The organism is Nocardioides sp. AE5 (assembly GCF_031844485.1).
Taxonomy (GTDB): domain Bacteria; phylum Actinomycetota; class Actinomycetes; order Propionibacteriales; family Nocardioidaceae; genus Nocardioides.
In genome coordinates, this window is record NZ_JAUZVI010000006.1 from 171,179 (window position 1) to 191,780 (window position 20,602).

Consider the following 20,602-nt stretch of genomic DNA (forward strand, 5'->3'; position numbering starts at 1 on the left):
TTGCCCTGGATTGTGTGGATCTTGAGGGCTGGCTTGGCGAGGCGGGCGTGACTGATCGCAGCAATCGACGAATCTTGTCCGTCTCCTTGGATACCTACCGCCATAACGGCTGGTCAAAGGATCATCAAGCTTGGCCACGCTCCACCACTCTGCTGATCGGCGACCCCGATCGAACGGCAATTCAACTAGCCGCGAAAGCGAGGCAGAGCGGACCCAAGGAGTTTCGCCCGACGGCAGGGTCGGCCGTGCATGACCGGCGCAAAGTGTCAGACGAGCCGATCGGTTTCGCAGGCAATGCGTCGACTGCGATGTCTGTTGACAAGCTTGGAGCCATCGTGCGGACAGTGTTCAAGGATATTTCGACGACGTTCGTGCGTTTTCCGATCGGCTGGCACGGCGGTGCCGTCGACTTCGACCATCCAATGGATTTCCTTGGGTCAGACGGGGGGGCAGGAGTTGGGTCCGGGCCGGGTCTCGCGGTCGGAGCCGCGTTGGCACTGCGCGACTCGGATCGACTCCCCGTCGCGATCTTGGGCGACGGGGACTTTCTGATGGGTTGCACTGCGCTTTGGTCTGCGTGTCAGCAGGGCTTGGGCTTACTCGTAGTGGTATCCAACAATCGGTCGTACTTCAACGACGAACTACATCAGGAGCGCACGGCGCGCGTGCGTGGGCGGCCGGTGGAGAACAGATGGGTGGGTCAGAGACTGGATGATCCGCCCGTCGACATCGCGGGGCTGGCCCGAGCTCAGGGGGCACAGGCCTTCGGTCCGCTCAGCGAGCCATTACAGGTAGAGAAGGCGCTCCTTGATGCGATCGCGTTGGTACGACAGAGACACGTGGTCGTGCTCGATGTCCTGGTCGCTGCGGGTTACAACGCCGCGGCCGCAGCCACCGTTGAATGATTGGGTCAGGAGAAGGAAATGACTGCATCGCTGGCGACTCCCGCTGAGGTCCGGAGATGGATCGGAGCGAAGGAGTGGGGAATGATTGTCAATGGCCACTGCGTCTCAGCGCGCTCCGAGAAGTCCTATCAAACGGACGATCCGGCCACGGGCTTGCTTTCGGCGAGGGTGCCTGACGGCGATTCCGATGATGTTGCGAGCGCTGTCCAGGCTGGATTGGACGCCTACCCTGGATGGGCTGCGTTGGGGTTTGAGTCCAGGGCGGCGGTGATTCGCGGAATGGTGGATCTGCTGGAGACCCACCGGAACGAACTGGCCGCGCTCGATAGTGTGGACAGCGGGAACCCTCTGGCCGCCAGTCAGCTGGACATCGACCTATCCATCCGCTCCCTTCATATGCAGGCGGCCGAAGCGCTCGCATTGCGTGGTACTTCGCTTGTTCGGGGTGAAGGAATGCACTACACCGCTCACGAGCCCTACGGCGTGGTTGGACGGATCGTGGCCTATAACCACCCTCTCCTGTATGCGGTGGCTCGGGTAGCACCGGCCCTGCTAGCCGGAAACGCGATCGTGCTCAAACCGGCTCCACAGACCCCGCTCAGTGCCCTTCGCTGGGCAGAGCTGGCCCAATCCCTCCTGCCATCCGGAGTGTTCAATGTGGTTACCGGTGCCACTTCAGATGTGGGTGAGGCGTTGGTGGCACATCCTGACGTGAAGCGCCTGTCTTTCATCGGCAGTGCGCAGGTGGGGCGCTCAATCCAGGAAGGGGCGGCGCGGAGCGGCGTCAAGAACGTGTCCTTGGAACTGGGTGGAAAGAACGCGATCTTGGTCTTCCCTGACAGTGACCTTGACGAGGCAGCGAACGCTGCCTACCGAGGGATGAATTTTGATTCAACCGGCGGGCAATCTTGCGGTTCGACGAGTCGAGTTCTCGTGCACTCAAGCATGAAGGAGCCCTTCACGTGGCGCTTAGCCGACCTCATGGCGGGCCTGCAGTTGGGGGATCCCTTGGAACCGGACACGATGATGGGGCCGATGATCTCCGCGGCCCACCAAGCGCGGGTGCAGTCTTGGGTGCAACGTGGCCTGGCAGATGGGGCGCGGCTTGAGTTTGAGAATGCTGGTGCGACTCCTGCGCATGGGTATTTCGTTCCCCCGGTGATTCTGGGGGCGGTACGAGGCGACATGTCCGTCGCTCAGGAGGAGATCTTTGGACCGGTAGTTACCGTGATGGAGTTCGAGGACGAGGATGAGGCAGTTGCGTTGGCGAACAACACCCGCTATGGCTTGACCGCCAGTGTTTGGACCAAAGACTTGAGGCGAGCGCATCGCGTGGCTGGGCGACTTCAAGCGGGGTACGTCTGGGTGAATGATGTCGCCCGGCACTACCCGGGACTGCCGTTTGGCGGCATGAAAGACTCCGGGGTGGGGCGAGAAGAATCCGCCGAAGAGTTGCTGTCTTACACGGAGACCAAGTCGGTCCATGTGAGCTTCTGAGGGTTCGACCGCAAGGGCACAGTCGTAGCCGCCGGTTCGTTGCGATTATGATCGGATAGTGTACTTTGGATCCAATTGCAGGGAGCGGACATGACGAGCGAACAAAAGACATCGGGATTCGAGCGGCCGAAGACGGCGCAGGTTGCCGTCGCTGAAGAGCTCAGGCGTGCCATTGCTTCTGGCGAACTTCCTCCAGGGACGCAGATCCTACAGGAACGAGTGGCCGAGCAACTCGGTGTGAGTCGCGTGCCGGTGCGCGAAGCGCTAAAACGCTTGGAGGGCGAAGGGCGAATCTCTTACACACCACATCAGGGATATTTCGTATCGAAACTAGATATCTCGGAACTTCTCGAAGTTTATATGATTCGTAACTTGCTTGAGGCGGAGGCCGTGCGCCGATCGTTGCCTCACCTCACTGAGGATGACCACGTCGAATTGCAGGAGGGGATTCTCGCTGTCGAAGAGGCGAACCGCAAGGACGACCTCACAGAACTCACTGCAGCCAATCGTCGGTTTCACTTCGCGTTGATTGAACCATGTGGAATGCCACGTCTCATTCGAATCATCAAGGGATTGTGGGACACGACCGATCCATACCGATCTCTGTACTTTACTGACGCGCGGTCGCGTGACGCGGTTGATAGCGAGCACCGTCAGATCCTGAAGGCTATCTTGTCAGGCGATACCGATCAGGTGATCTCGCTATTGGCTGAGCACCGTCAGGGAACGATCGGCAGTTTGACCAATCTGCTGGATGGGAACACCAGCACGGCGTCTTAGCCTCATTCCACCGATGGGCGTGGTGAGTTTCCGGTGGTCGTGCTCGACGTGGGTTGAGCGGTTGAGGGCGTGCGGGGCTGCCGGACCTCGCTGTCCGGGTGTCCACTGGGTGTCCTCGGGTTGCGCAGCGTCGGCTGCTTGATGTTCAGGCCGCGAGGAGTTTGGGCGGGTCGTTGACGCGGTCGAACAGCGCCGGTCCAGGCGTTCTCCCAAGGCCATGCGACGGGTAGGTGGAGGGTGATCCTGCGGGCTGAGGACGCGATCCGGGCGGGCACGTTGATCAGCTTGCGGCGCAGGGTCGCGGTCCTCGCTCGTGCGAGCTCGGGTGCTGCCACGTTCCGGCAGCACGGGTGAGGTTGAACGCGATCACCGCCAGCACCAGCCAGGCAGCGTTCGCGGTGAACACCCCCGAAGGAAGATGAGCCAGGGCCGAGCTCTTCAGATCAGCATGGACCTGCTCGATGACCGCGTGGTGGCGGTGCGTCTTGTCGGCTGCGACGGTGTCGAGGACCTGAGGGTCAGTGGTGGTGAAGAAGGCATGGAAGCGCCACACATCGAAGAGCGTGTCCTGGCCGGCTGCTCTGTTCTTGTCGGCGTTGAAGTCGGGGATCCGCCGCACGATCAGTCTTCCGGGAACGTGGTCGGACTTCCTCTGGGCAGCGAAGGCAGTGAAGTCGATCTCGGCGACCTCTGCTCGTGAGATCCACGTGCTGGTGGCTTCGTCGAAGACTGCATCGGTGTACTCGATCGTGGTCCACGCGTCTTCTTCGATGGCGGCGATGGCTCTCTTGACCGCCGGGTCCATCCGAACGGTGACTGATACCGCGGCACCGCCGGCGAGGGCTGCATGGACTGGGTTGCGGCCATAGAACGCGGCGTCCATCCGCACCAACACCCGGTGTGTGTTGCCGAGCAGACGGCGGGTGGTCCTCACTGCATCAGCAATCAGGCGTTTCGCGCCGCGCGGCGACCCGGTCGAGCCTTTGCGCAGGCGTTGGGCCACGATCACCGGCGCCGCACCGGCAACGGTGAGGGTCGCCAGCAGCGCGTTGAGGCCACGGACACCGGAGTACCCGAACCCGACTCCCTGTTTGGTGTGGCCGTGGACCTCGATGATGGTGTCGTCGACATCGACCAGCGCGTACCCCGCGCCACCCTCGGTGGGGGTCGTGGTCGAGGGCAGCAACCGGGTCAACCCGGCCAGCGCGACCAGGAACCGTGAGGCGATCGCGTCGAGCTGGCGCACGTGTCCGAAGGTGAAGGACCGCAGGAACGACCCGAGGGTCGAAGGGGCGTAGGCCCGGGTGAAGATCCGGTTCATCCCGCCGTGACGTAGCAGCGCCATGTCGTCGATCGAAGCGTATGAGAGAGTTTCAGGCTCATCACAGATGAGGGTGTGCTGGCGGTGGTGAGGGCGGCGGTCGGGTAGGCGTCGAGGTCCCCTGATGATGGGAGTTCCTACGCTGCCCATCCAGAGAACCTCGACGTGCCTGACGCTACCTTCGCTTGCCCTGACCTGACCAAGTTCGCCCGGCTCGACGAGCTTGGCCTCGTCGTTACCGGACAACGTCTCGCCCCAGATCGTGCGGTGCTGGCGTGCCGCGTCGTCGCCCCTGACCGGTGGTGCCGCCGGTGTGGTTGCGAGGGCGGTGTGCGCGACACCGTCACCCGGCGGCTTGCGCACGAGCCACTGGGTTGGCGTCCCACCACGCTGGTGGTGACGATCCGTCGCTACAGATGCACCGGCTGCGGGCATGTATGGCGCCAAGACACCACCGCTGCGGCCGAACCGCGCGCCAGGTTGTCCCGTCGCGGGCTGCGGTGGGCACTCGAAGCGATCGTGGTGCAGCACCTCACCGTCGCGAGGGTGGCCGACGGCCTCGGGGTCGCGTGGAACACCGCCAACGATGCTGTCCTGGCCGAAGGCAAGCGAGTGCTGATCGACGACCCGGCTCGGTTCGACGGTGTGAGCGCGATAGGCGTCGACGAGCATGTCTGGCGCCACACCAGGCGTGGCGACAAGTACGTCACCGTGATCATCGATCTCACCCCGATTCGTGACGGCACCGGCCCAGCACGCCTGTTAGACATGGTCGAAGGCCGCTCGAAGCAGGCGTTCAAGGCCTGGCTGGCTGAGCGTCCCCAAGCTTGGCGTGACGGTGTTGATGTGGTCGCTATGGACGGGTTCACCGGCTTCAAGACCGCCGCAGCCGAAGAGATCCCCGACGCAGTCGCAGTGATGGATCCGTTTCATGTCGTGAGGTTGGCTGGCGACGCTTTGGATCGCTGCCGTCGCCGTGTCCAACAGGACCTGCATGGTCACCGTGGCCGCAAGGATGATCCGCTGTACAAGTCGCGACGCACCCTGCACACCGGCTCCGATCTGCTCACCGAGAAGCAGAAGGCCCGCCTGGCTGAACTGTTCGACGGTGATGACCACGTCGAGGTCGAGATCACGTGGTGTGTCTACCAGCGGATGGTCGCTGCCTACCGCGAACCCGACCGCGCCAAGGGCAGAGCCCTGATGGAGAAGCTCATCGACTCCCTCAGCAGCGGTGTCCCGAAGACACTGGTCGAGCTCGTCACCCTCGGTCGGACACTGAAGAAGCGCCTCGAGGACGTGCTCGCCTACTTCGAGCGTCCCGGCACATCCAACGGACCAACGGAGGCCATCAACGGACGCCTCGAGCATCTACGCGGATCCGCCCTCGGGTTCCGCAACCTCACCAACTACATCGCCCGCTCATTGCTCGAGACCGGCGGCTTCAGACCCAGACTCCTACACCCTCAATTGTGAAGAGCCGAGTTTCATCCCAGAGGTGCCCTTGCTCGTGGTGTGAATCTTTGCCTGAAGAACTCAGATTCTCCCGCCCAGCAAGGGCATTCTCGTTCTACGCCACGCTCAACCCACGACGCTCATCGGTGTTTCGAGGCTTAGTCGCTTTCGACTCGTCTGTCTGACCTCGCTCTGAGACATCGTGGGGTCGCGATCGGTGTCTTCTTCAGCGACGCACGGTCGCGGTGATCTTGGGCGGCGGCGTCTGTTCGCTGCGACCCTCGACGAGCACCTCTCCGTCGACCATCACCAGGGTGATTCCGGGAAGATCTCCGAGGGAGAAGCATTCCAGCACGTCCTGGGCGCGAGAGCCCATGATCGGGCCGAGGATCAGCAGGTCCGCTGGTTGACCCGCGGCGAGCACGCCGCCCGGTATTCGGTGGCGTCGAGCGACGTTGCCGGTCGCCGCCGCGACGGCCAACTCCGGGGACAGGCCGCACACGCTGGCCAGATAGCAGATGTTGCGAAGCATCCCCCGAGGAATCACTCCGGTGCCGCCGGGGGTGTCGGTGCCCAAGGTGAGGCGATGCAGCTGGGTCGACGCGACCAGTTCGTCGATGGTGACCTGGGTTGCGCGGTAGTTCATCGAGCTGCAGACCTCGACCGTTGCCTGAGGGAGGTCCCGGATCGTCGCAACAATCTCCTCGTCGGGCATCGGGATCGGTCCACCCGAGATGTGTGCGATGACGTCGGGCGCCACCGCGGTGACCAACTCGTGCCCCGCGACCCGGCTCGATCCCGAGCGGGAGACGCCGCCGGAGTGCATCTTCACGGTCATTCCGCGCTCATGGGCCCAGGAAACATACTGCTGGGCTTCGCCGTCCTCCAGGCGCGACCAGTCATAGAAGATGAACTTCAGTTGACTGATTCCCTCCTCGGCCAGGTGGTCGAAGTCGCCCGCGGTCAGGCCGGGCACCAGCAGCAGCGTGCCGGCGTGGACCTTGACTCCGGAAGGTCGGTATTCACCGATGGTCCGGCGCGCCAGAGTCGCCAATCCGGTGACCAGTCGCGGTGTCAGGTCCTCGAACGGAAGGCCCGGGATGTGGAGCTCGCCTGCCGAGACCATCGAGGTGGTGCCGCCGTGCAGATAGTTGCGGACCCATCCCGTGGAGTTCTGCGCCGGCGTCCACTCTCCCACCGTGGGGTGCACGTGGCCGTCGATCAGGCCGGGCATGACGCTCTGGCCACCGGCGTCGATGATGCGGTCGGCGGAGGACTGTTCCGTGCCGACCTCGATGATCTGCCGGTCCTCGATCAAGAGGGCGGTGTCCCTGAGGGGGGCGATGTCGGGATCCCCGGACACCAGGAGGCCGATGTTCGTTATCAGTGTGCTGGTCATCAGTATCTCATCCCTTGCCGTGAGCGATGTGGACTGTATACTTAATCCAACCATGGAAGGATGCGGATGACCAGACGAATCCAACTCTTCGTTGCCGGTGAGTGGCGCGAGGGCAACGGTGTTCCCATCGACTCCAGGAACCCGGCCAAGCTCGATGAGGTGCTCGGTGCAGGCGCGGCTGCGCTCCCCGAGGACGTCGACGCGGCAGTCGCGAGTGCCCGCTCGGCGAGCGAGACGTGGCGACGTACGCCGATGCACGAGCGGGCCTCGATCCTGTTGCGCGCTGCCGTGCTCCTGGAGGAGCGGGCCGAGCAGTACGGCCGGGAGCTGACGCTGGAGGAGGGCAAGACACTCCCTGAGGGAGTGGGCGAGGTGCGTCGTGCCGCCGAGATCTTCCGGTTCAACGCCGGACAGGCCGACCGAGAGGTCGGTGAGATCTTCTCCTCGCCGCGCGCCGCGGAGCGGATCCTGGTCGTGCGCAAGCCGGTTGGAGTGATTGGCGTGATCACGCCATGGAACTTTCCGATCGCGATCCCGGCCTGGAAGATCGCGCCGGCCCTGGTCCATGGGAACACGATTGTCTGGAAGCCGGCGAGTGTCGTTCCGCTCCTGGCCATGCGCTTGACCGAGGTGCTTGCCGAGGCAGGGTTGCCAGCGGGAGTGCTCTCGTTGTTGATCGGGCCGGGGGTGCTCGGCTCGCGGATCGCCGGGTCCCCGGACGTCGACGCGGTGACGTTCACGGGATCCACGTCGGTCGGCACCGGTCTCCTGGAGCTGTGCGCGCCTCTGCGCCGCCCGGTGCAGGCGGAGATGGGTGGCAAGAACGCCGCGTTGGTCTTCGCCGATGCCGATCTCGACCTGGCAGCGGAGCAGATCGTCCAGGGCGCCATGCGCTCGACCGGGCAGAAGTGCACGGCGACCTCTCGGCTCGTGGTTGATGCAGAGGTCGCCGACGAGCTGGTGGAGCGGGTGGCGACCCGGGTGCGTGAGCTCGTCGTGGCCGATGGTCTGCAGCCGGGTGTCGACGTGGGACCGGCGGTCTCGACCGAGGCGCGGGCCGAGATCGAGAGCGCGATCCGTGATGCCGTGGCTGTGGGCGGGCGGGTGATTGCCCAGGCCGACGCTCCGGATGCCGACTGCTTCGTGCGCCCGACGGTCCTGGAGACCGATGTCTCCGACCCGATCTGGCGCGACGAGGTCTTCGGCCCGGTCCTGTCCGTGGCTCGGTTCCACGACGAGGATCAGGCCATCAAGATGGCCAACGACGGTCCATTCGGCCTCAGCTCGGCTGTCTTCACCCGGGATCTCGCTCGCAGTCTGCGCATCCTCGACCATCTGGACGTGGGCGTCGTACACGTCAACTCCGAGTCGGCCGGTGCGGACCCGCACGTGCCGTTCGGGGGCGCCAAGGCGAGCGGCATCGGCCCCAAGGAGCAGGGGCGCGCCTCTCGTGAGTTCTTCACCTCCACGACCACCGCTTATCTGCGGTGAAGACCGAAAGGCAGGATGGCGATGAGTGAATCAGCCACCGTGGCACGCCGTTGCCTGGAACTGATCACCGAGGCTGGCGTTCCGCGCCTCTTCGGGATCCCGGGTGTGCACAATCTGGCGTTCTGGCGGGACTGGTCAGACGAGATGCCGCCCATCGTGGGGGTCCGTCACGAACAGACGACGGTCTACGCCGCCGACGGTCTCGCCCGAGCCACCGGTGGCCTGGGCGTGGCACTGACCACCACCGGGCCCGGGGCAGCGAATGCTGCCGGGGCCTTTGGCGAGGCGGCGGCGGCCAAGTCCCCGGTGGTGCTGATCGCCAGCGAGGTGGCGACGCGATTCACCACCGACACCCGGATGAAGGGCGTGTTGCATCAGTCGCGGGACCAGGCAGGGATCTTCGAGCCGTTGGCCAAGGCTGTCTTCCGGCCGCGAACGGCCCAGGACGCCGTGTCCGCGGTGAGAGAGGCGATCGCTTGCGCGCTCAGCGCACCTCGCGGCCCGGTCTATGTGGACATTCCCACCGATGTGCTGTCGCTTCCGGCCGAAGCCTTGGACCCGCCTGCGCCCGAGCCGCGTCTCACTGCCCGCGCCGACCAGATCGAGGCCGCCCAGCGGCTGCTCGGGCAAAGTGAGCGGGCCGTGATCTGGTGCGGAGGCGGGGTGGTGCAATCAGGCGCAGAGGAGGAGTTGGTCCGACTCGCGGAGGTGCTCGACGCCCCGGTGGTGACCACCTACGCGGCACGTGGGGTCGTGCCGCCTGAGCACCCGTCTCATGTGGCCCTGCCGCCACACGAGCCGGAGATTGCCGGTCTGGTCGGGGCTGCGGATCTCCTGTTCGCGATCGGCACCGACTTCGACGGCATGATGACGCGCAACTGGAGCATGCCCATGCCGCCCGGGCTGATCACCGTGAACTGTGACGCCGATGACCTGACCAAGAACTACGCCCCCGACGTCGCGGTCCAGGGTGATGCGCGAGAAGTCCTGCGTGCCCTGCTCGAAGGCCTAGAAGCGGCGGAAGGCGGCGCCTCGCACGTTGCCGGCGTCGAGGCGGGGTGGGCGCGCCTGCGCACCGACGCCACCGAACGCCCGGGGATCGAGTTCGTGGCCTCCATCGACTCGGCAATCGAGCCCGAGCACGTCGTGGTGTGTGACATGGCGGTGGCTGGCTATTGGTACGGCGGCTACGGCCGCGTGCTCCGGGCCCGTCAACTGCAGTATCCGGTCGGCTGGGGGACGCTCGGATTCGCGCTCCCGGCGGCGATCGGCCCCGCTTCCGTCGGCACGCCGACGCTGGCGATCTGCGGTGACGGGGGCGTGATGTTCGCGCTCTCCGAGTTGGCCACGGTGGCACAGGAGAGTCTGCCGGTGACCCTGCTCGTCGTTGACGACGGCGCCTACGGGATGCTCGCCTATGACCAGGAGGTGGCCGGGGATCCGCGGGCCGGAGTCGATCTCGTCAGCCCGGACTGGGAGGCGCTGGGCCAAGCCTTCGGGATCCCGACCACGATGACCTCGCCGGCCGGGCAGGACCTGGGCGAGAGTGTCCGGGCCGCACTGGCCACCCGGAAACCAGCGCTTGTGGTGCACAAGGCGTCGTTCGTCCCACCGCGGACCACCTCGGCACGGTGGGCGGAGTGATGCACAGTCTCTCCGGAGTCGTGGTCGCCGACTTCTCACGCGTGCTCTCCGGTCCCACAGCGACGATGTTCCTGGCCGATCTGGGTGCCGATGTCATCAAGATCGAGCGACCCGGGGTCGGTGACGACACCCGAGCCTGGGGTCCGCCGTTCCTGGGTGAGGACAGCACCTACTTCCTCTCCACGAATCGCAACAAGCGCAGTGCGGAACTCGATCTCACCGATGCCGAGGGCATCGAGGCGGCCCGCGAACTGGTGCGGCGCGCCGATGTGCTGGTGGAGAACTTTCGTCCCGGGACCATGGACCGGCTCGGCTTGGGATATCAGGATGCCCGGCGGCTCAACCCGAGGCTCGTCTATTGCTCCATCTCGGGCTTCGGCAGCGGCGCGGGCGCCTCGCGCCCCGGCTATGACTTCGTGGTCCAGGCCATGGGTGGGCTGATGAGCGTCACGGGGGAGCCCGACGGCGACCCGATGAAGGTCGGCGTGGCCCTGGTCGACATGTTGGCCGGACTGCATGCGACGATCGGCATCCTGGCCAGCCTGAGGGAACGGGACCAGACCGGCAAGGGTCGGCACGTGGAGGTCAACCTGCTCTCCTCCTTGATCAGCAGTCTGGCCAATCAGGGCAGTGCATTCGCCGCCGCTGGGGTCGTGCCGCAGCGCTTGGGCAATGCACATCCCAGCATCGCGCCGTACGAACTCTTCGAGACGGCGGACGGTCAGGTGGCCGTCGCCTGCGGCACGGATCGGCAGTTCGTCCAGCTGTGCCGCGCGGTGGATCAGTCGGCCATTGCCGAGGATCCGCGCTTCATCACCAACCGGGACCGGGTGGAGCATCGCACCGAGCTCCGGGAGATGCTCACGGCGGCCTTCTCGCGGTTCTCCACTGCCCAGCTGCTGTCCTGCCTGGAGGAGACCGGAGTTCCGGTCGGTCCGGTCAACGACCTTGCGGAGGCCTTCAACCTTGCGACGGCCCTCGGCCTGGAGCCCATCCAGTATGTCAAGGGTGCCAACGGTCCGGTGGCACAGCTCTCCTCGCCGCTCCGCTTCGACGGAGAGGTGCCCGCGGTGCAGGAGTTGCCGCCCCGCCTGGGCGAGCACACCGAGGAGGTGCTGCGCTGGCTGGGGCAGAGCCAGGCGGTGGAGGCGAACCGATGACGCGACCCGGCAACGCCCTGACGCTGCTGGCAGAGGCGGGAATCAGCCTGCCTGCCGCGCCGCCGCCGGTGGGCCACTATGCCCGGGCCCACCGGGTGGGCGACCTGCTGTGGGTTGCCGGACACACCGCGCGGGCCGCCGACCGGCCACCTGTGTGTGGCGTCGTGGGAGAGGACGTCGACGTGGAGACCGCGGTCGCCGATGCTCGCCGTGCCGCCGTCAACCTGCTCGCAGCCGCGCACCAGACCGTGGGACTGGAGCGGTTGAGCGGGGTGGTGCACCTGCGCGGCTACGTCCGTACAGCATCGGACTTCACCGCGCATCCCGCGGTCATCGACGGTGCCTCGACCCTGCTGAGCAGCGTATTCCCCGACGCCCCGGCGCACTCCCGCGCTGCGATCGGCGTTGCGTCACTCCCCGGAGGAGCCTGCGTCGAGCTCGAGGCCGTCTTCGCGTTGTGAGACTGCCCGGACGGGCCACCGATCGGCGACCCGTCCGGTGCCTCTCGGCTCAGTTGAACGCGGCCAGACCGGTCAGTGCCTGACCGACCACCAGCGTGTGGATCTCGTTGGTCCCCTCATAGGTGTAGACCGACTCCAGGTTGTTCGCGTGCCGCATCACCGGGTATTCCAGGGTGATGCCGTTCGCGCCGAGGATGCCGCGCGCCTCGCGCGCGATCGCCAGGGCCTCCCGGACATTGTTCAGCTTGCCGAGGGAGACCTGTTGCGCGCTCACCCGGCCCTCGTCCTTGAGGCGCCCCAACTGCAGTGCGAGCAGGTTGCCCTTGGTCAGCTCCAGATACATGTCCGCGAGCTTCTTCTGAGTCAATTGGAAACCCGCGATGGGACGCCCGAACTGCTCGCGAGACAGGGCGTAGTCGCGTGCTGACTCGAAGCAGGCACGTGCGGCACCCATGGCCCCCCAGACGATCCCATAGCGCGCCTCGTCGAGACAGGACAGCGGTCCACGCAGCCCGGTGGCGCCCTCGAGGACGGCGTCCGCAGGCAGCCGGCAGTCGTCCAGGATCAACTCCGAGGTCACCGACGCGCGCAAGGAGACCTTGCGGGTGATGTCCTGGGTCGAGAAGCCGGGGGTCTCACGCGGGACCAGGAAACCGCGGATCCCGTCCTCGGTCTGGGCCCACACCACCGCGACACCGGCGATCCCGCCATTGGTGATCCACATCTTGGTGCCGTTCAGCACCCAGTCGGTGCCGTCGCGTCGGGCATGCGTGCGCAGATTGGCCGGATCACTCCCGTGATCGGGCTCGGTCAGCCCAAAGCAGCCGATCACCTCACCGCGGGCCATCGGTGGCAGCCATTGCTGCTTCTGTTCCTCCGATCCCCACTTGTGGATCGCGGTCATCGCCAACGAGCCCTGCACCGAGACCAAGGACCGCAGACCGCTGTCGATCGCCTCCAGTTCCAGACAGGCAAGTCCGTACTCAACGGCGGACATCCCCGCGCAGCCGTAGCCGTTCAGGTGCATGCCGAAGAGACCCATTCCGCCCAACAGATCGGCGACCTCTCGAGGCAGGACTCCTTGCTCGAACCATGTGCTGACCTCGGGGAGCAGCTTTTCGCGACCGAGTTTCCGGACGGTGTCCCGGACGGCTAGCTCGTCCTTGGTGAGCAAGAGGTCAAGATCGAGAACGCCAGTGAGCGATCGGGGAGTCTCCATGGAACGCTTCCTTCCGGGTGAGTGCTGGTGTACCATATCGTATATTGTACGCAACATACACGGAGGTGGCATGTTCAGCATGGGTGTGGGGCTCTTCCCCACCGAACCAGTCGCAACAATGAGGGAATACACCCAGTTGGCAGAGTCCCTGGGATACGCCAATGTCTGGTTCGGGGACTCGCAGAACATCTGGCGGGAGTCCTCGGTGACCATGGGTGCCAGTGCGGTCGGCACCGAGAAGATCGTCTTCGGCACGGGCGTGACGAATGCGGTCACCCGGCACCGGTCCCTGTTGGCTTCGACCTGGGCGACGTTGTCCGAGTTCACGGGTGGGCGGGTGGCCCTGGGGATCGGCACGGGAGACTCGTCACTGCGGACCATGGGGCTCAAGCCGCTGAAGCTGGCCGAACTCGAGGAGGCCGTCGGTGAGCTGCGCACCCTCTTTGCGGGGGATGCGGTTGCCGAGACCAGCAGCGGTGCGGACTTCCACCTGAACTACGTCACCGAGCCGATGGACATCCCGATCTACGTCGCCGCGTCGGCGCCGAAGATCTTGGAGCTGTCGGGCAAGATCGCCGATGGTGTGATCATCCTGGTGGGAACCTCTCCGGTCTTCATCGAAGCTGCCCTGGAGACCATCGAGAAGGGCGCCCGGGCATCAGGGCGCACGCTCGATGACCTGCACCTGGTCCTGTGGACTCCGACGGCCATTGCGGATGACCCGGTGAAGGCACGGGACCTCGCCCGGGCACATGTCGCTCGGGTCTGCATCCGGCCGCTGCCCGCCAAGGTCGACCCCTCGCTGGAGGCAGCGATCACGAAGATCCGCGACTCCTACGACTACTACCACCACATGGACACGGAGGCGAACCACGCCGACATAGTTCCCGACGAACTCGTCGATCTCTTCGCCCTCGCGGGCACGCCGGACGAGTGTCGAGCCAGGTTGACGGAGATCAGCGCGTTGCCCATCGACCAGGTGTCGATCATCCCCTTCGTCCGGCCCGGGGAGAGTCGCGCCGAGACCATGAAAACGTTCGCCCAGCTGGTGTCCGAGATCGGTGACTAGCAAGGACGGGCCCGGTTCCCTCGGCGCGGGCACAGCGGTGTCCGTCATCGGGGGGACCGGACCCCAGGGCAGCGGACTGGGGTATCGGCTCGCGCGGGCGGGCCATCGAATCATCCTGGGTTCACGGGATCCGCAGCGCGCCGCGACGGTGGCCCGTCAGTTGACCGATCGACTCGGCCGCCGAGCAGGCTCCGTGAGCGGGGCGAGCAACCGGGCTGCCGTCGAGGCCTCCGACATGGCGATCGTGGCTGTGCCGTATGCGGCACAGCGGCTCACCATCGAGGAGATCGCTCCTGCGCTGACCGGCAAGGTGCTCATCAGCTGCGTCAACCCGCTCGGCTTCGATGCAGTGGGACCACACGGGCTCGACCTCCCGGACGGATCCGCCGCAGAGGAGTTGCAGCGATGCGTTCGCCACGCCACCGTGGTGGCGGCGTTCCATCACCTGTCCGCATCGACCCTGTTGGGTGAGGCGCCGCTGATCGACGAAGATGTCCTGGTCTGTGGTGACGACCCCGAGGCAGTGGCTGCGGTATGTGAGTTGGCGAGGGCGATCAGTGGTCGCCCGGGGGTCGCTGGCGGCGCACTCCGTCTGGCGCGTCAGCTGGAGCCGCTCACCGCCGTGCTCATCTCGATCAACAAGGCCTATCGAGCTCACTCGGGACTGCGGATCACGGGCCTGCCCAGCGGCAGGTGAGATCGCGATGCCCACGTCCCTGGCGCCGATCAGTTGGACGGTCCTGGTGCCGCTCAAGTCCTTGGCCCGGGCGAAGTCGCGGCTCCTGGTTCCCGCACCGCAGCGACGGGCTCTCGCCGCAGCCATGGCTGCGGACACCGTTGCGGCTTGTCGGCGTACGCCGCGGGTCCAGCGTGTGGTCCTGGTCTGCGAGTCCGAGTCGGACGCTGCGACAGTTGCTGCGCTGAGCAGCGAGCCGTTCGACGTCCTCGTCGCCCCGGGGCTGGAGCACAACCATGCGCTGGTCCATGCCGAGCAGAAGCTTCGATCCCTCTCGACGGCGCAGGTCGGGATGGCGACGCTGCCCGGTGACCTCCCTTTCCTGCAGCCGGCAGAACTCGCACCGTTGCTCAGCTGGGCGGCCCTTCATCCGCGAAGTCACGTCCCCGATCGCGCCGGGCGTGGGACCACTCTGCTGACTGCAACGCCGGGTTCCGGCCTTGCGCCCGCCTATGGGCAGGGCTCGGCGCGCAAGCACCACGGGTCCGGAGCGGTGAGGCTGTGGGCCCGTCCCACCTCCGGTGCGAGATGGGACGTCGATGTCCTCGACTCGCTCCGGGACCCCCGGGCCCGCGACGCCCTCGGAGAGGCGACGGCCCAGGCATGCAGGGAGATCCCCGGTCTTGGGGTCGTCGGTGCGGATCGCCCGTCGCGTGGCACCGCAGCGCGTCCTGGTCGAGGCCGTACTAACCTCGTGGGCATGAGTGCCCATGGCCTCCTCCTGGCGGCCGGAGCCGGTCGCCGCATGGGCATGCCGAAGGCGCTCGTCGATGATTGGCTGCCCCGCTCGATCCGCGCGATGCAGCAGGGTGGTTGCGCGGAGGTGCTGGTCGTCCTTGGTGCGGGAGCGGCCGAGGCTCGGTCCCGGATCGACGGACTTGCGTGCGTCGACGTGATGGAGGCCAAGGACTGGTCGGAGGGCATGGGTGCCTCGTTGCGGGCCGGACTCCGGCGTATCGGTCGCTCCACTCATGAGCTCGCTCTGGTGAGTCTCGTCGATCTTCCGGACGTGGACGAGCGGGTCGTGGGCCGCTTGCTCGATTCCGCGTTCGGGGACGGGGAAGTGCAGCGAAGCCTGTCACCGAGGAGACTGCTTGCCCGTGCGGCGTACCACGGGGAGCCCGGACACCCCGTGATGATCGGCAGGGCACACTGGTCCGGGGTCATCGACTCGGCCTGGGGCGACCGCGGCGCGCGTGACTACCTTGCCGCGCGGCAGGTGCGCCTGATCGAGTGCGGTGACTTGGCAACGGGCCGGGACGTGGACCGTCGATGAAGATCCCCTGGAGTCGGGAGTTGGACGATGCGTGAGGTTCTCCCCCAGCTGTTGGCCTGGTGGCGCGCCGGCGAGACGGTCGGCATGGGGACGGTGGTGGCCACCTTCCGTTCTGCGCCCCGCCTGCCTGGCGCCTCCCTGCTCCACGGCCCGGCAGGCGAGGCCGTGGGGTCGGTCTCCGGTGGTTGCGTCGAAGGAGCCGTCCACCAGTTGGCCGGCGAGGTGGGGGACGGCAGGACTCCGGCGCTCCAGCGATATGGGGTGAGCGATGACGATGCGTTCGCTGTCGGTCTGACCTGCGGCGGCATTCTGGACATCTACGTCGAGGCCGTCGACCAGGTGTCCTTCCCCGAACTGGGGGAGGTCGCGGCCGCGGTGGAGGACGGGCGGCCGGTGGCGGTGGCGACGGTGATCGAGCACCCGGAGGCCGACATGGTGGGTCGACGGATGATCATCTGGGCGGACCGTGACCATTCTGGACCCGACTGCCAGGGGAGTCTGGGGAGCACTCGCATCGACCAGGCGGTCCGTGACGATGCCTTGGGTCTCCTCGCGGCGGGCCATGACGGCGTACTCAACTATGGACCGCGTGGTGAGCGGCGTGGTGAGGGCATGCGGGTCTTCACCTGGGCGTGGGCGCCGAAGCCACGGATGATCGTCTTCGGTGCCATCGACTTCGCGGCGGCGGTGGCCCGCGTGGGCACGTTCCTCGGATATCGCGTGACCGTGTGTGACGCCCGACCCGTCTTTGCCACGAGGAGCCGATTCCCGGACAGCGACGAGGTGGTCGTCGCCTGGCCACATCGCTATCTCAAGCTGAGCAGGAGAGCGGGAGGATCGACCGCAGGACCGTGTTGTGTGTGCTGACCCATGATCCCAAGTTCGACGTCCCCCTGCTCGAGATCGCATTGCGTCTGCCGGAGGTCGGCTATGTGGGTGCGATGGGGTCGCGCCGAACGCACCAGGATCGGTTCGAGAGACTGCGGGCAGCCGGAATCGGCCAAGAGGAGCTGGCCCGGCTCTCGAGCCCGATCGGGCTCGACCTCGGCGCTCGGACCCCGGAGGAGACCGCCATCAGCATTGCCGCCGAGATCGTCGCCGCCCGGTGGGGAGGCACGGGAAGACGTCTGGGCGAGACGACGGGGTCCATCCATCGGGGGTCGATCACGCAGTCCTGACCGTTGCCACCCAGCGGCGGGGAGCTTGTAGTCCTGGCCAAGCCCGTTGCAGCGCTACGCTTCGCGCCATGTACGAGCTCTATGCCCGCTTGGTGCGGCCTCTTGCGATTCTTCTCGGGGGCCAGGCGTGGCTTCCCAGGCTGAATCGGCAGATCGTCGCGATGGACCGGGTCGTCCAGAAGTTCAGCCGGGGCCGGATCGGCTTCGTCCGGATCGCTGGACTGCCCGGCCTGACGTTGACGGTTGCGGGGCGGAAGTCCGGCGTACCCCGGAGCACGCCGCTGCTCTGCGTGCCCCACGGCGACGGCTGGCTGGTCGCGGGCTCCAACTGGGGCGCCCCCAAGCCGCCCGTCTGGGTGGCCAACCTGTCCGCCGCCACCAGCGCCCGAGTCAACTTCGAGGGCCGTTCGTACGACGTGGTCCCCAGCGAGGCCGTCGGGGAGGAACGCGACCGCCTCTTCGCGGTGATGAACCAGACCTGGCCCAACTATCGCAAGTACGAGAAGCGCACCGAGCGGACGATCCGGGTCTTCGAGCTGCGCCGCGCCTGACGAACTCTTGGCGGACCGCAGTCGAGACGATGCAAGTGCCGTCCGTGCCCGGTATCCTGAACCGACAGGAGGTGTTAGCCGATGACCGCCATCGCGATCGAGCCGGAGCCGGTGCCGCTGGTCCGTGACGCCGCCGGCCGCCTCATGGTCCCCGGGACTCGCATCTCGCTCGATGTCCTCGTCGCAGCGTTCAAGCGCGGCAAGACACCGGAAGCGATCCACGACGGCTACCGAACGGTCTCACTGGCCGATGTTTACGCGATCTTCGCCTACTATCTTCGGCACCGCGCCGAGGTGGAGGATTACCTTGCCGAGCAGCAACGTCGCGGCGACGAGGTGCGGGCACGGGTCGAGGCGATCCACCCGCCGGAGGAAGGCTTGCGAGCGAGACTGCTAGCCCGACTCGACTCGTGACCCCGCGCTTCCTGGCAGACGAGAACATCGATCCCGACCTTGTGCTTGGTCTCGGCCGTGCGCACGCGGATATTGATGTCGTCCGCGTCCAAGACGTTGACCTTCGCACCGAGGACGACCCGACGATCTTGGAGTGGGCGGCGAGCGAAGGTCGGATCCTCTTGACCCACGACATCTCGACGGTGCCGGATTTCGCTTACGCGCGGGTGACGCGAGGCCTGCCTATGCCGGGTGTCTTCATCATCAATACGGCGTTGCCGATGGCGCTCGTGATTGAGGAGATTGCGCTCGCCGCAGCGGTCAGTAACGCAGACGAATGGCGGGACCGGGTCGTTTACCTGCCCTTCTGAGCACCTGCAGATCAGCGCCGTCAGCCTGCTCAAAGAACTTCAGCGCGGGGCGCGCACCAACAGTCGCCCGTGGATGCACTCCATCACCAACTCCTTGCCGGGGCCGATCGCGTCGCCGTCGAGCTGGCGCGGGGTGTCGGAGGCGGCCCGGATGACGACCTTGCGGCCGGTGAACCGCTCGATCGTCTCGTCGGTCTTCGAAGCCTTGGTCAACACCCGGAACGCCAGCGGGAACCACGACAGGAAGCGCTTGGGGTGCAGCAGCACCACGTCCAGGACGCCGTCGTCGATCGCTGCGTCCGGCAACAACGGCATGCCCGCCTGCAGATAGCCGACGTTGCCGACCACGATGGTCCGCGCCCGGTGCGTGGTGGGCGGCTCGTCGTCGACGGTGATCTCCACCTTGACCGCCGGGAACATCAGTGACTTCAGCGCCGACCAGACATAGGCCAGCCAGCCGACCCGCTTCTTGATGTCCTCGTTGACGCCCTCCATGATCGCGGCGTCGAAGCCCATCCCGGCCATCACCATGAAGTGGGTGTCGGCCACCCCGCCATCGCCGGAGACGCGGACCATGTCGATGGCCCGGTCCTGTCCGTTCAGGGCCACGTCGATGGCGGAGCGGAGGTAGAGCGGGATGTCGAGATTGCGGGCGAGCAGGTTGCCGGTGCCGGCGGGGATGATCCCGACCGGGATGCCGGTGCCGGCCAGTTCGGCACAGACCTCGCGGACAGTCCCGTCGCCGCCGCAGACGATGACCAGGTCGGCACCCGCCACGGACGCGCTGGCGGCCATCCCGGTGCCCGGGTCCTCGACGCTGGTCAGGTGCCAGACCGGCTCGTTCCAGCCGGACTCGGCGGCCAACTCGGCGACGGTGGCCTTGAACTGTCCGACGTCCTCGACCTTGATCGGGTTGAGCACGACGTGCAGGTCACGGGTGGTTGCCGGCACGGACGTGACCAGCGGGGCGGCGGTGAGCGCGGTGCTGCGCGGTTGCGGGCTGAACAGCGCCAGCACCAGCAGGACCAGGCCGGAGCCGAGCAGCAGGCCACCGATCACATCACTCGGGTAGTGGCGTGCCAGCAGCAGCCGGTCCATGCAGACGGCCACGACCAGGGCCAGCAGGAGTACGTCGAGCAGCCGGCGCACCCCGGCCCGGCGCGCCAGCATGTGGGTCACCACGATGAGTACGCCGGCCAGCGCCGCAATATTGGAGGCGTGCCCGGAGGGATAGGACCCGTTGCTCAACTCGTCGAAAGCGGCCTGGATCTCCGGCCGGTCGCGGCCGAGGAGCATCTTGAAAAGGTGGGTGGTGGCGAAGGTGGTGACGATCACGATCGCGACGTACGCCGCCGCGCGGCGATGGGCGTTCAGCGCGAGGGCGGCGACCAGCGCCACCAGGTAGACCGTCCCGGCGATGGTGCCGGTGACATGCTCCAGCCAGCGCAGGAAGTCCTCGAGCCAGCTGCCGTCCGCCGGCCACGTGCGGGTCTCGGCGACGACCGAGTGGTCGAGGTCGACCAGCGGGCTCCACGAGGTGGCGACCAGCAAGGTCAGGACGGCGAAGGCGCCGAGCAGGACGGTGGCCCAGACGAGGCGGATCGTGGTGGCGGAGCGGTCGGTCACGACCTGAAGTATGCCGCCACCGGGCGGCTGCCGGTATTCCCCGCGACCGGGGTCGGGGGCGGCAGATAGC

19 protein-coding genes and 1 pseudogene are annotated in these 20,602 nt (G+C 66.4%); 16 read left to right on the forward strand and 4 right to left on the reverse strand.

All coding sequences use genetic code 11. The features are described from left to right. Window positions 1-14 precede the first annotated feature (14 nt). The 3 genes from Q9R27_RS10990 (at window position 15) to Q9R27_RS11000 (ending at window position 3,182) form a co-directional block, all read left to right on the forward strand. Complete coding sequence (locus Q9R27_RS10990; protein WP_311252423.1) at window positions 15-905, forward strand: thiamine pyrophosphate-dependent enzyme; 891 nt, start codon at window positions 15-17, stop codon at window positions 903-905. 18 nt (window positions 906-923) lie between these two features. Next, the gene (locus Q9R27_RS10995) at window positions 924-2,402 is read left to right on the forward strand and encodes an aldehyde dehydrogenase family protein (RefSeq protein ID WP_311252424.1); all 1,479 of its coding nucleotides are present in this window, start codon (window positions 924-926) and stop codon (window positions 2,400-2,402) included. A gap of 90 nt (window positions 2,403-2,492) precedes the next feature. Beyond that, complete coding sequence (locus Q9R27_RS11000; protein WP_311252425.1) at window positions 2,493-3,182, forward strand: GntR family transcriptional regulator; 690 nt, start codon at window positions 2,493-2,495, stop codon at window positions 3,180-3,182. A gap of 145 nt (window positions 3,183-3,327) precedes the next feature. Here the strand turns inward: Q9R27_RS11000 and Q9R27_RS11005 are convergent. Next, a pseudogene (locus Q9R27_RS11005) lies at window positions 3,328-4,539 on the reverse strand (IS1380 family transposase); the annotation flags it as partial. Between the two features lie 129 nt (window positions 4,540-4,668). On the opposite strand from Q9R27_RS11005, the gene Q9R27_RS11010 reads away from it, so the two are divergent. Continuing rightward, the gene (locus tag Q9R27_RS11010; protein ID WP_311252426.1) at window positions 4,669-5,979 is read left to right on the forward strand and encodes an ISL3 family transposase; all 1,311 of its coding nucleotides are present in this window, start codon (window positions 4,669-4,671) and stop codon (window positions 5,977-5,979) included. Between the two features lie 205 nt (window positions 5,980-6,184). Here Q9R27_RS11010 and Q9R27_RS11015 read toward each other — a convergent pair whose 3' ends face one another. Continuing rightward, on the reverse strand, window positions 6,185-7,357 hold the full coding sequence (locus Q9R27_RS11015) for an amidohydrolase family protein (RefSeq protein ID WP_311252427.1): 1,173 nt from the start codon (window positions 7,355-7,357) through the stop codon (window positions 6,185-6,187). A gap of 66 nt (window positions 7,358-7,423) precedes the next feature. Between Q9R27_RS11015 and Q9R27_RS11020 the strand changes: the two genes are divergently transcribed. From Q9R27_RS11020 to Q9R27_RS11035, 4 genes are read left to right on the forward strand one after another with little or no spacing between them, the layout of a single operon-like run. Next, on the forward strand, window positions 7,424-8,848 hold the full coding sequence (locus Q9R27_RS11020; protein WP_311252428.1) for an aldehyde dehydrogenase family protein: 1,425 nt from the start codon (window positions 7,424-7,426) through the stop codon (window positions 8,846-8,848). 21 nt (window positions 8,849-8,869) lie between these two features. Continuing rightward, complete coding sequence (locus Q9R27_RS11025; RefSeq protein ID WP_311252429.1) at window positions 8,870-10,492, forward strand: thiamine pyrophosphate-binding protein; 1,623 nt, start codon at window positions 8,870-8,872, stop codon at window positions 10,490-10,492. After that, a complete protein-coding gene (locus tag Q9R27_RS11030) occupies window positions 10,492-11,652 on the forward strand; it encodes a CaiB/BaiF CoA-transferase family protein (RefSeq protein ID WP_311252430.1) in 1,161 nt (386 codons plus the stop codon). The genes Q9R27_RS11025 and Q9R27_RS11030 overlap by 1 nt, the downstream gene beginning before the upstream one ends. Next, window positions 11,649-12,113 (forward strand): RidA family protein, encoded by a 465-nt coding sequence (locus Q9R27_RS11035; RefSeq protein ID WP_311252431.1) that lies wholly within the window; start codon window positions 11,649-11,651, stop codon window positions 12,111-12,113. The genes Q9R27_RS11030 and Q9R27_RS11035 overlap by 4 nt, the downstream gene beginning before the upstream one ends. Window positions 12,114-12,162: 49 nt before the next feature. Here Q9R27_RS11035 and Q9R27_RS11040 read toward each other — a convergent pair whose 3' ends face one another. After that, window positions 12,163-13,332: an acyl-CoA dehydrogenase family protein gene (locus Q9R27_RS11040; protein WP_311252432.1), complete on the reverse strand. Its 1,170-nt coding sequence runs from the start codon at window positions 13,330-13,332 to the stop codon at window positions 12,163-12,165. A 79-nt stretch (window positions 13,333-13,411) separates the two neighbouring features. On the opposite strand from Q9R27_RS11040, the gene Q9R27_RS11045 reads away from it, so the two are divergent. The 8 genes from Q9R27_RS11045 to Q9R27_RS11080 all read left to right on the forward strand — a co-directional run bounded on the left by Q9R27_RS11045 (window position 13,412) and on the right by Q9R27_RS11080 (window position 18,906). Continuing rightward, a complete protein-coding gene (locus Q9R27_RS11045) occupies window positions 13,412-14,401 on the forward strand; it encodes an LLM class flavin-dependent oxidoreductase (RefSeq protein WP_311252478.1) in 990 nt (329 codons plus the stop codon). 37 nt (window positions 14,402-14,438) lie between these two features. Continuing rightward, window positions 14,439-15,098, forward strand: coding sequence for an NADPH-dependent F420 reductase (npdG, locus tag Q9R27_RS11050; protein ID WP_311252433.1), 660 nt, complete (start codon window positions 14,439-14,441; stop codon window positions 15,096-15,098). 7 nt (window positions 15,099-15,105) lie between these two features. Then, complete coding sequence (cofC, locus tag Q9R27_RS11055; RefSeq protein WP_311252434.1) at window positions 15,106-16,413, forward strand: 2-phospho-L-lactate guanylyltransferase; 1,308 nt, start codon at window positions 15,106-15,108, stop codon at window positions 16,411-16,413. A gap of 27 nt (window positions 16,414-16,440) precedes the next feature. Next, window positions 16,441-17,280, forward strand: a complete 840-nt coding sequence (locus Q9R27_RS11060) for an XdhC family protein (RefSeq protein ID WP_311252435.1) — start codon at window positions 16,441-16,443, stop codon at window positions 17,278-17,280. Further along, on the forward strand, window positions 17,274-17,591 hold the full coding sequence (locus Q9R27_RS11065) for an XdhC family protein (protein ID WP_311252436.1): 318 nt from the start codon (window positions 17,274-17,276) through the stop codon (window positions 17,589-17,591). Before Q9R27_RS11060 ends, Q9R27_RS11065 begins: the two co-directional genes overlap by 7 nt. A 68-nt stretch (window positions 17,592-17,659) precedes the next feature. After that, window positions 17,660-18,142, forward strand: coding sequence for a nitroreductase family deazaflavin-dependent oxidoreductase (locus Q9R27_RS11070; RefSeq protein WP_311252437.1), 483 nt, complete (start codon window positions 17,660-17,662; stop codon window positions 18,140-18,142). Window positions 18,143-18,223: 81 nt separating this feature from the next. After that, entirely contained in the window at window positions 18,224-18,556 is a 333-nt protein-coding gene (locus Q9R27_RS11075; RefSeq protein WP_311252438.1) for a DUF433 domain-containing protein, read from the forward strand. Continuing rightward, the gene (locus Q9R27_RS11080) at window positions 18,553-18,906 is read left to right on the forward strand and encodes a DUF5615 family PIN-like protein (protein WP_311252439.1); all 354 of its coding nucleotides are present in this window, start codon (window positions 18,553-18,555) and stop codon (window positions 18,904-18,906) included. Before Q9R27_RS11075 ends, Q9R27_RS11080 begins: the two co-directional genes overlap by 4 nt. A 39-nt stretch (window positions 18,907-18,945) precedes the next feature. On the opposite strand, the gene Q9R27_RS11085 is transcribed toward Q9R27_RS11080, so the two are convergent. Next, window positions 18,946-20,532: a diacylglycerol kinase family protein gene (locus tag Q9R27_RS11085; RefSeq protein ID WP_311252440.1), complete on the reverse strand. Its 1,587-nt coding sequence runs from the start codon at window positions 20,530-20,532 to the stop codon at window positions 18,946-18,948. Window positions 20,533-20,602: the final 70 nt, after the last annotated feature.

Bases quoted from the DNA above. Each gene is read 5' to 3' on its own strand.
- Q9R27_RS10995 (WP_311252424.1), top strand. From the start codon at position 924: ATGACTGCATCGCTGGCGACTCCCGCTGAGGTCCGGAGATGGATCGGA.
- Q9R27_RS11000 (WP_311252425.1), top strand. From the start codon at position 2,493: ATGACGAGCGAACAAAAGACATCGGGATTCGAGCGGCCGAAGACGGCG.
- Q9R27_RS11015 (WP_311252427.1), bottom strand. From the start codon at position 7,357: ATGACCAGCACACTGATAACGAACATCGGCCTCCTGGTGTCCGGGGAT.
- Q9R27_RS11020 (WP_311252428.1), top strand. From the start codon at position 7,424: ATGACCAGACGAATCCAACTCTTCGTTGCCGGTGAGTGGCGCGAGGGC.
- Q9R27_RS11025 (WP_311252429.1), top strand. From the start codon at position 8,870: ATGAGTGAATCAGCCACCGTGGCACGCCGTTGCCTGGAACTGATCACC.
- Q9R27_RS11030 (WP_311252430.1), top strand. From the start codon at position 10,492: ATGCACAGTCTCTCCGGAGTCGTGGTCGCCGACTTCTCACGCGTGCTC.
- Q9R27_RS11035 (WP_311252431.1), top strand. From the start codon at position 11,649: ATGACGCGACCCGGCAACGCCCTGACGCTGCTGGCAGAGGCGGGAATC.
- Q9R27_RS11040 (WP_311252432.1), bottom strand. From the start codon at position 13,332: ATGGAGACTCCCCGATCGCTCACTGGCGTTCTCGATCTTGACCTCTTG.
- Q9R27_RS11045 (WP_311252478.1), top strand. From the start codon at position 13,412: ATGGGTGTGGGGCTCTTCCCCACCGAACCAGTCGCAACAATGAGGGAA.
- cofC (WP_311252434.1), top strand. From the start codon at position 15,106: ATGCCCACGTCCCTGGCGCCGATCAGTTGGACGGTCCTGGTGCCGCTC.
- Q9R27_RS11060 (WP_311252435.1), top strand. From the start codon at position 16,441: ATGCGTGAGGTTCTCCCCCAGCTGTTGGCCTGGTGGCGCGCCGGCGAG.
- Q9R27_RS11070 (WP_311252437.1), top strand. From the start codon at position 17,660: ATGTACGAGCTCTATGCCCGCTTGGTGCGGCCTCTTGCGATTCTTCTC.
- Q9R27_RS11075 (WP_311252438.1), top strand. From the start codon at position 18,224: ATGACCGCCATCGCGATCGAGCCGGAGCCGGTGCCGCTGGTCCGTGAC.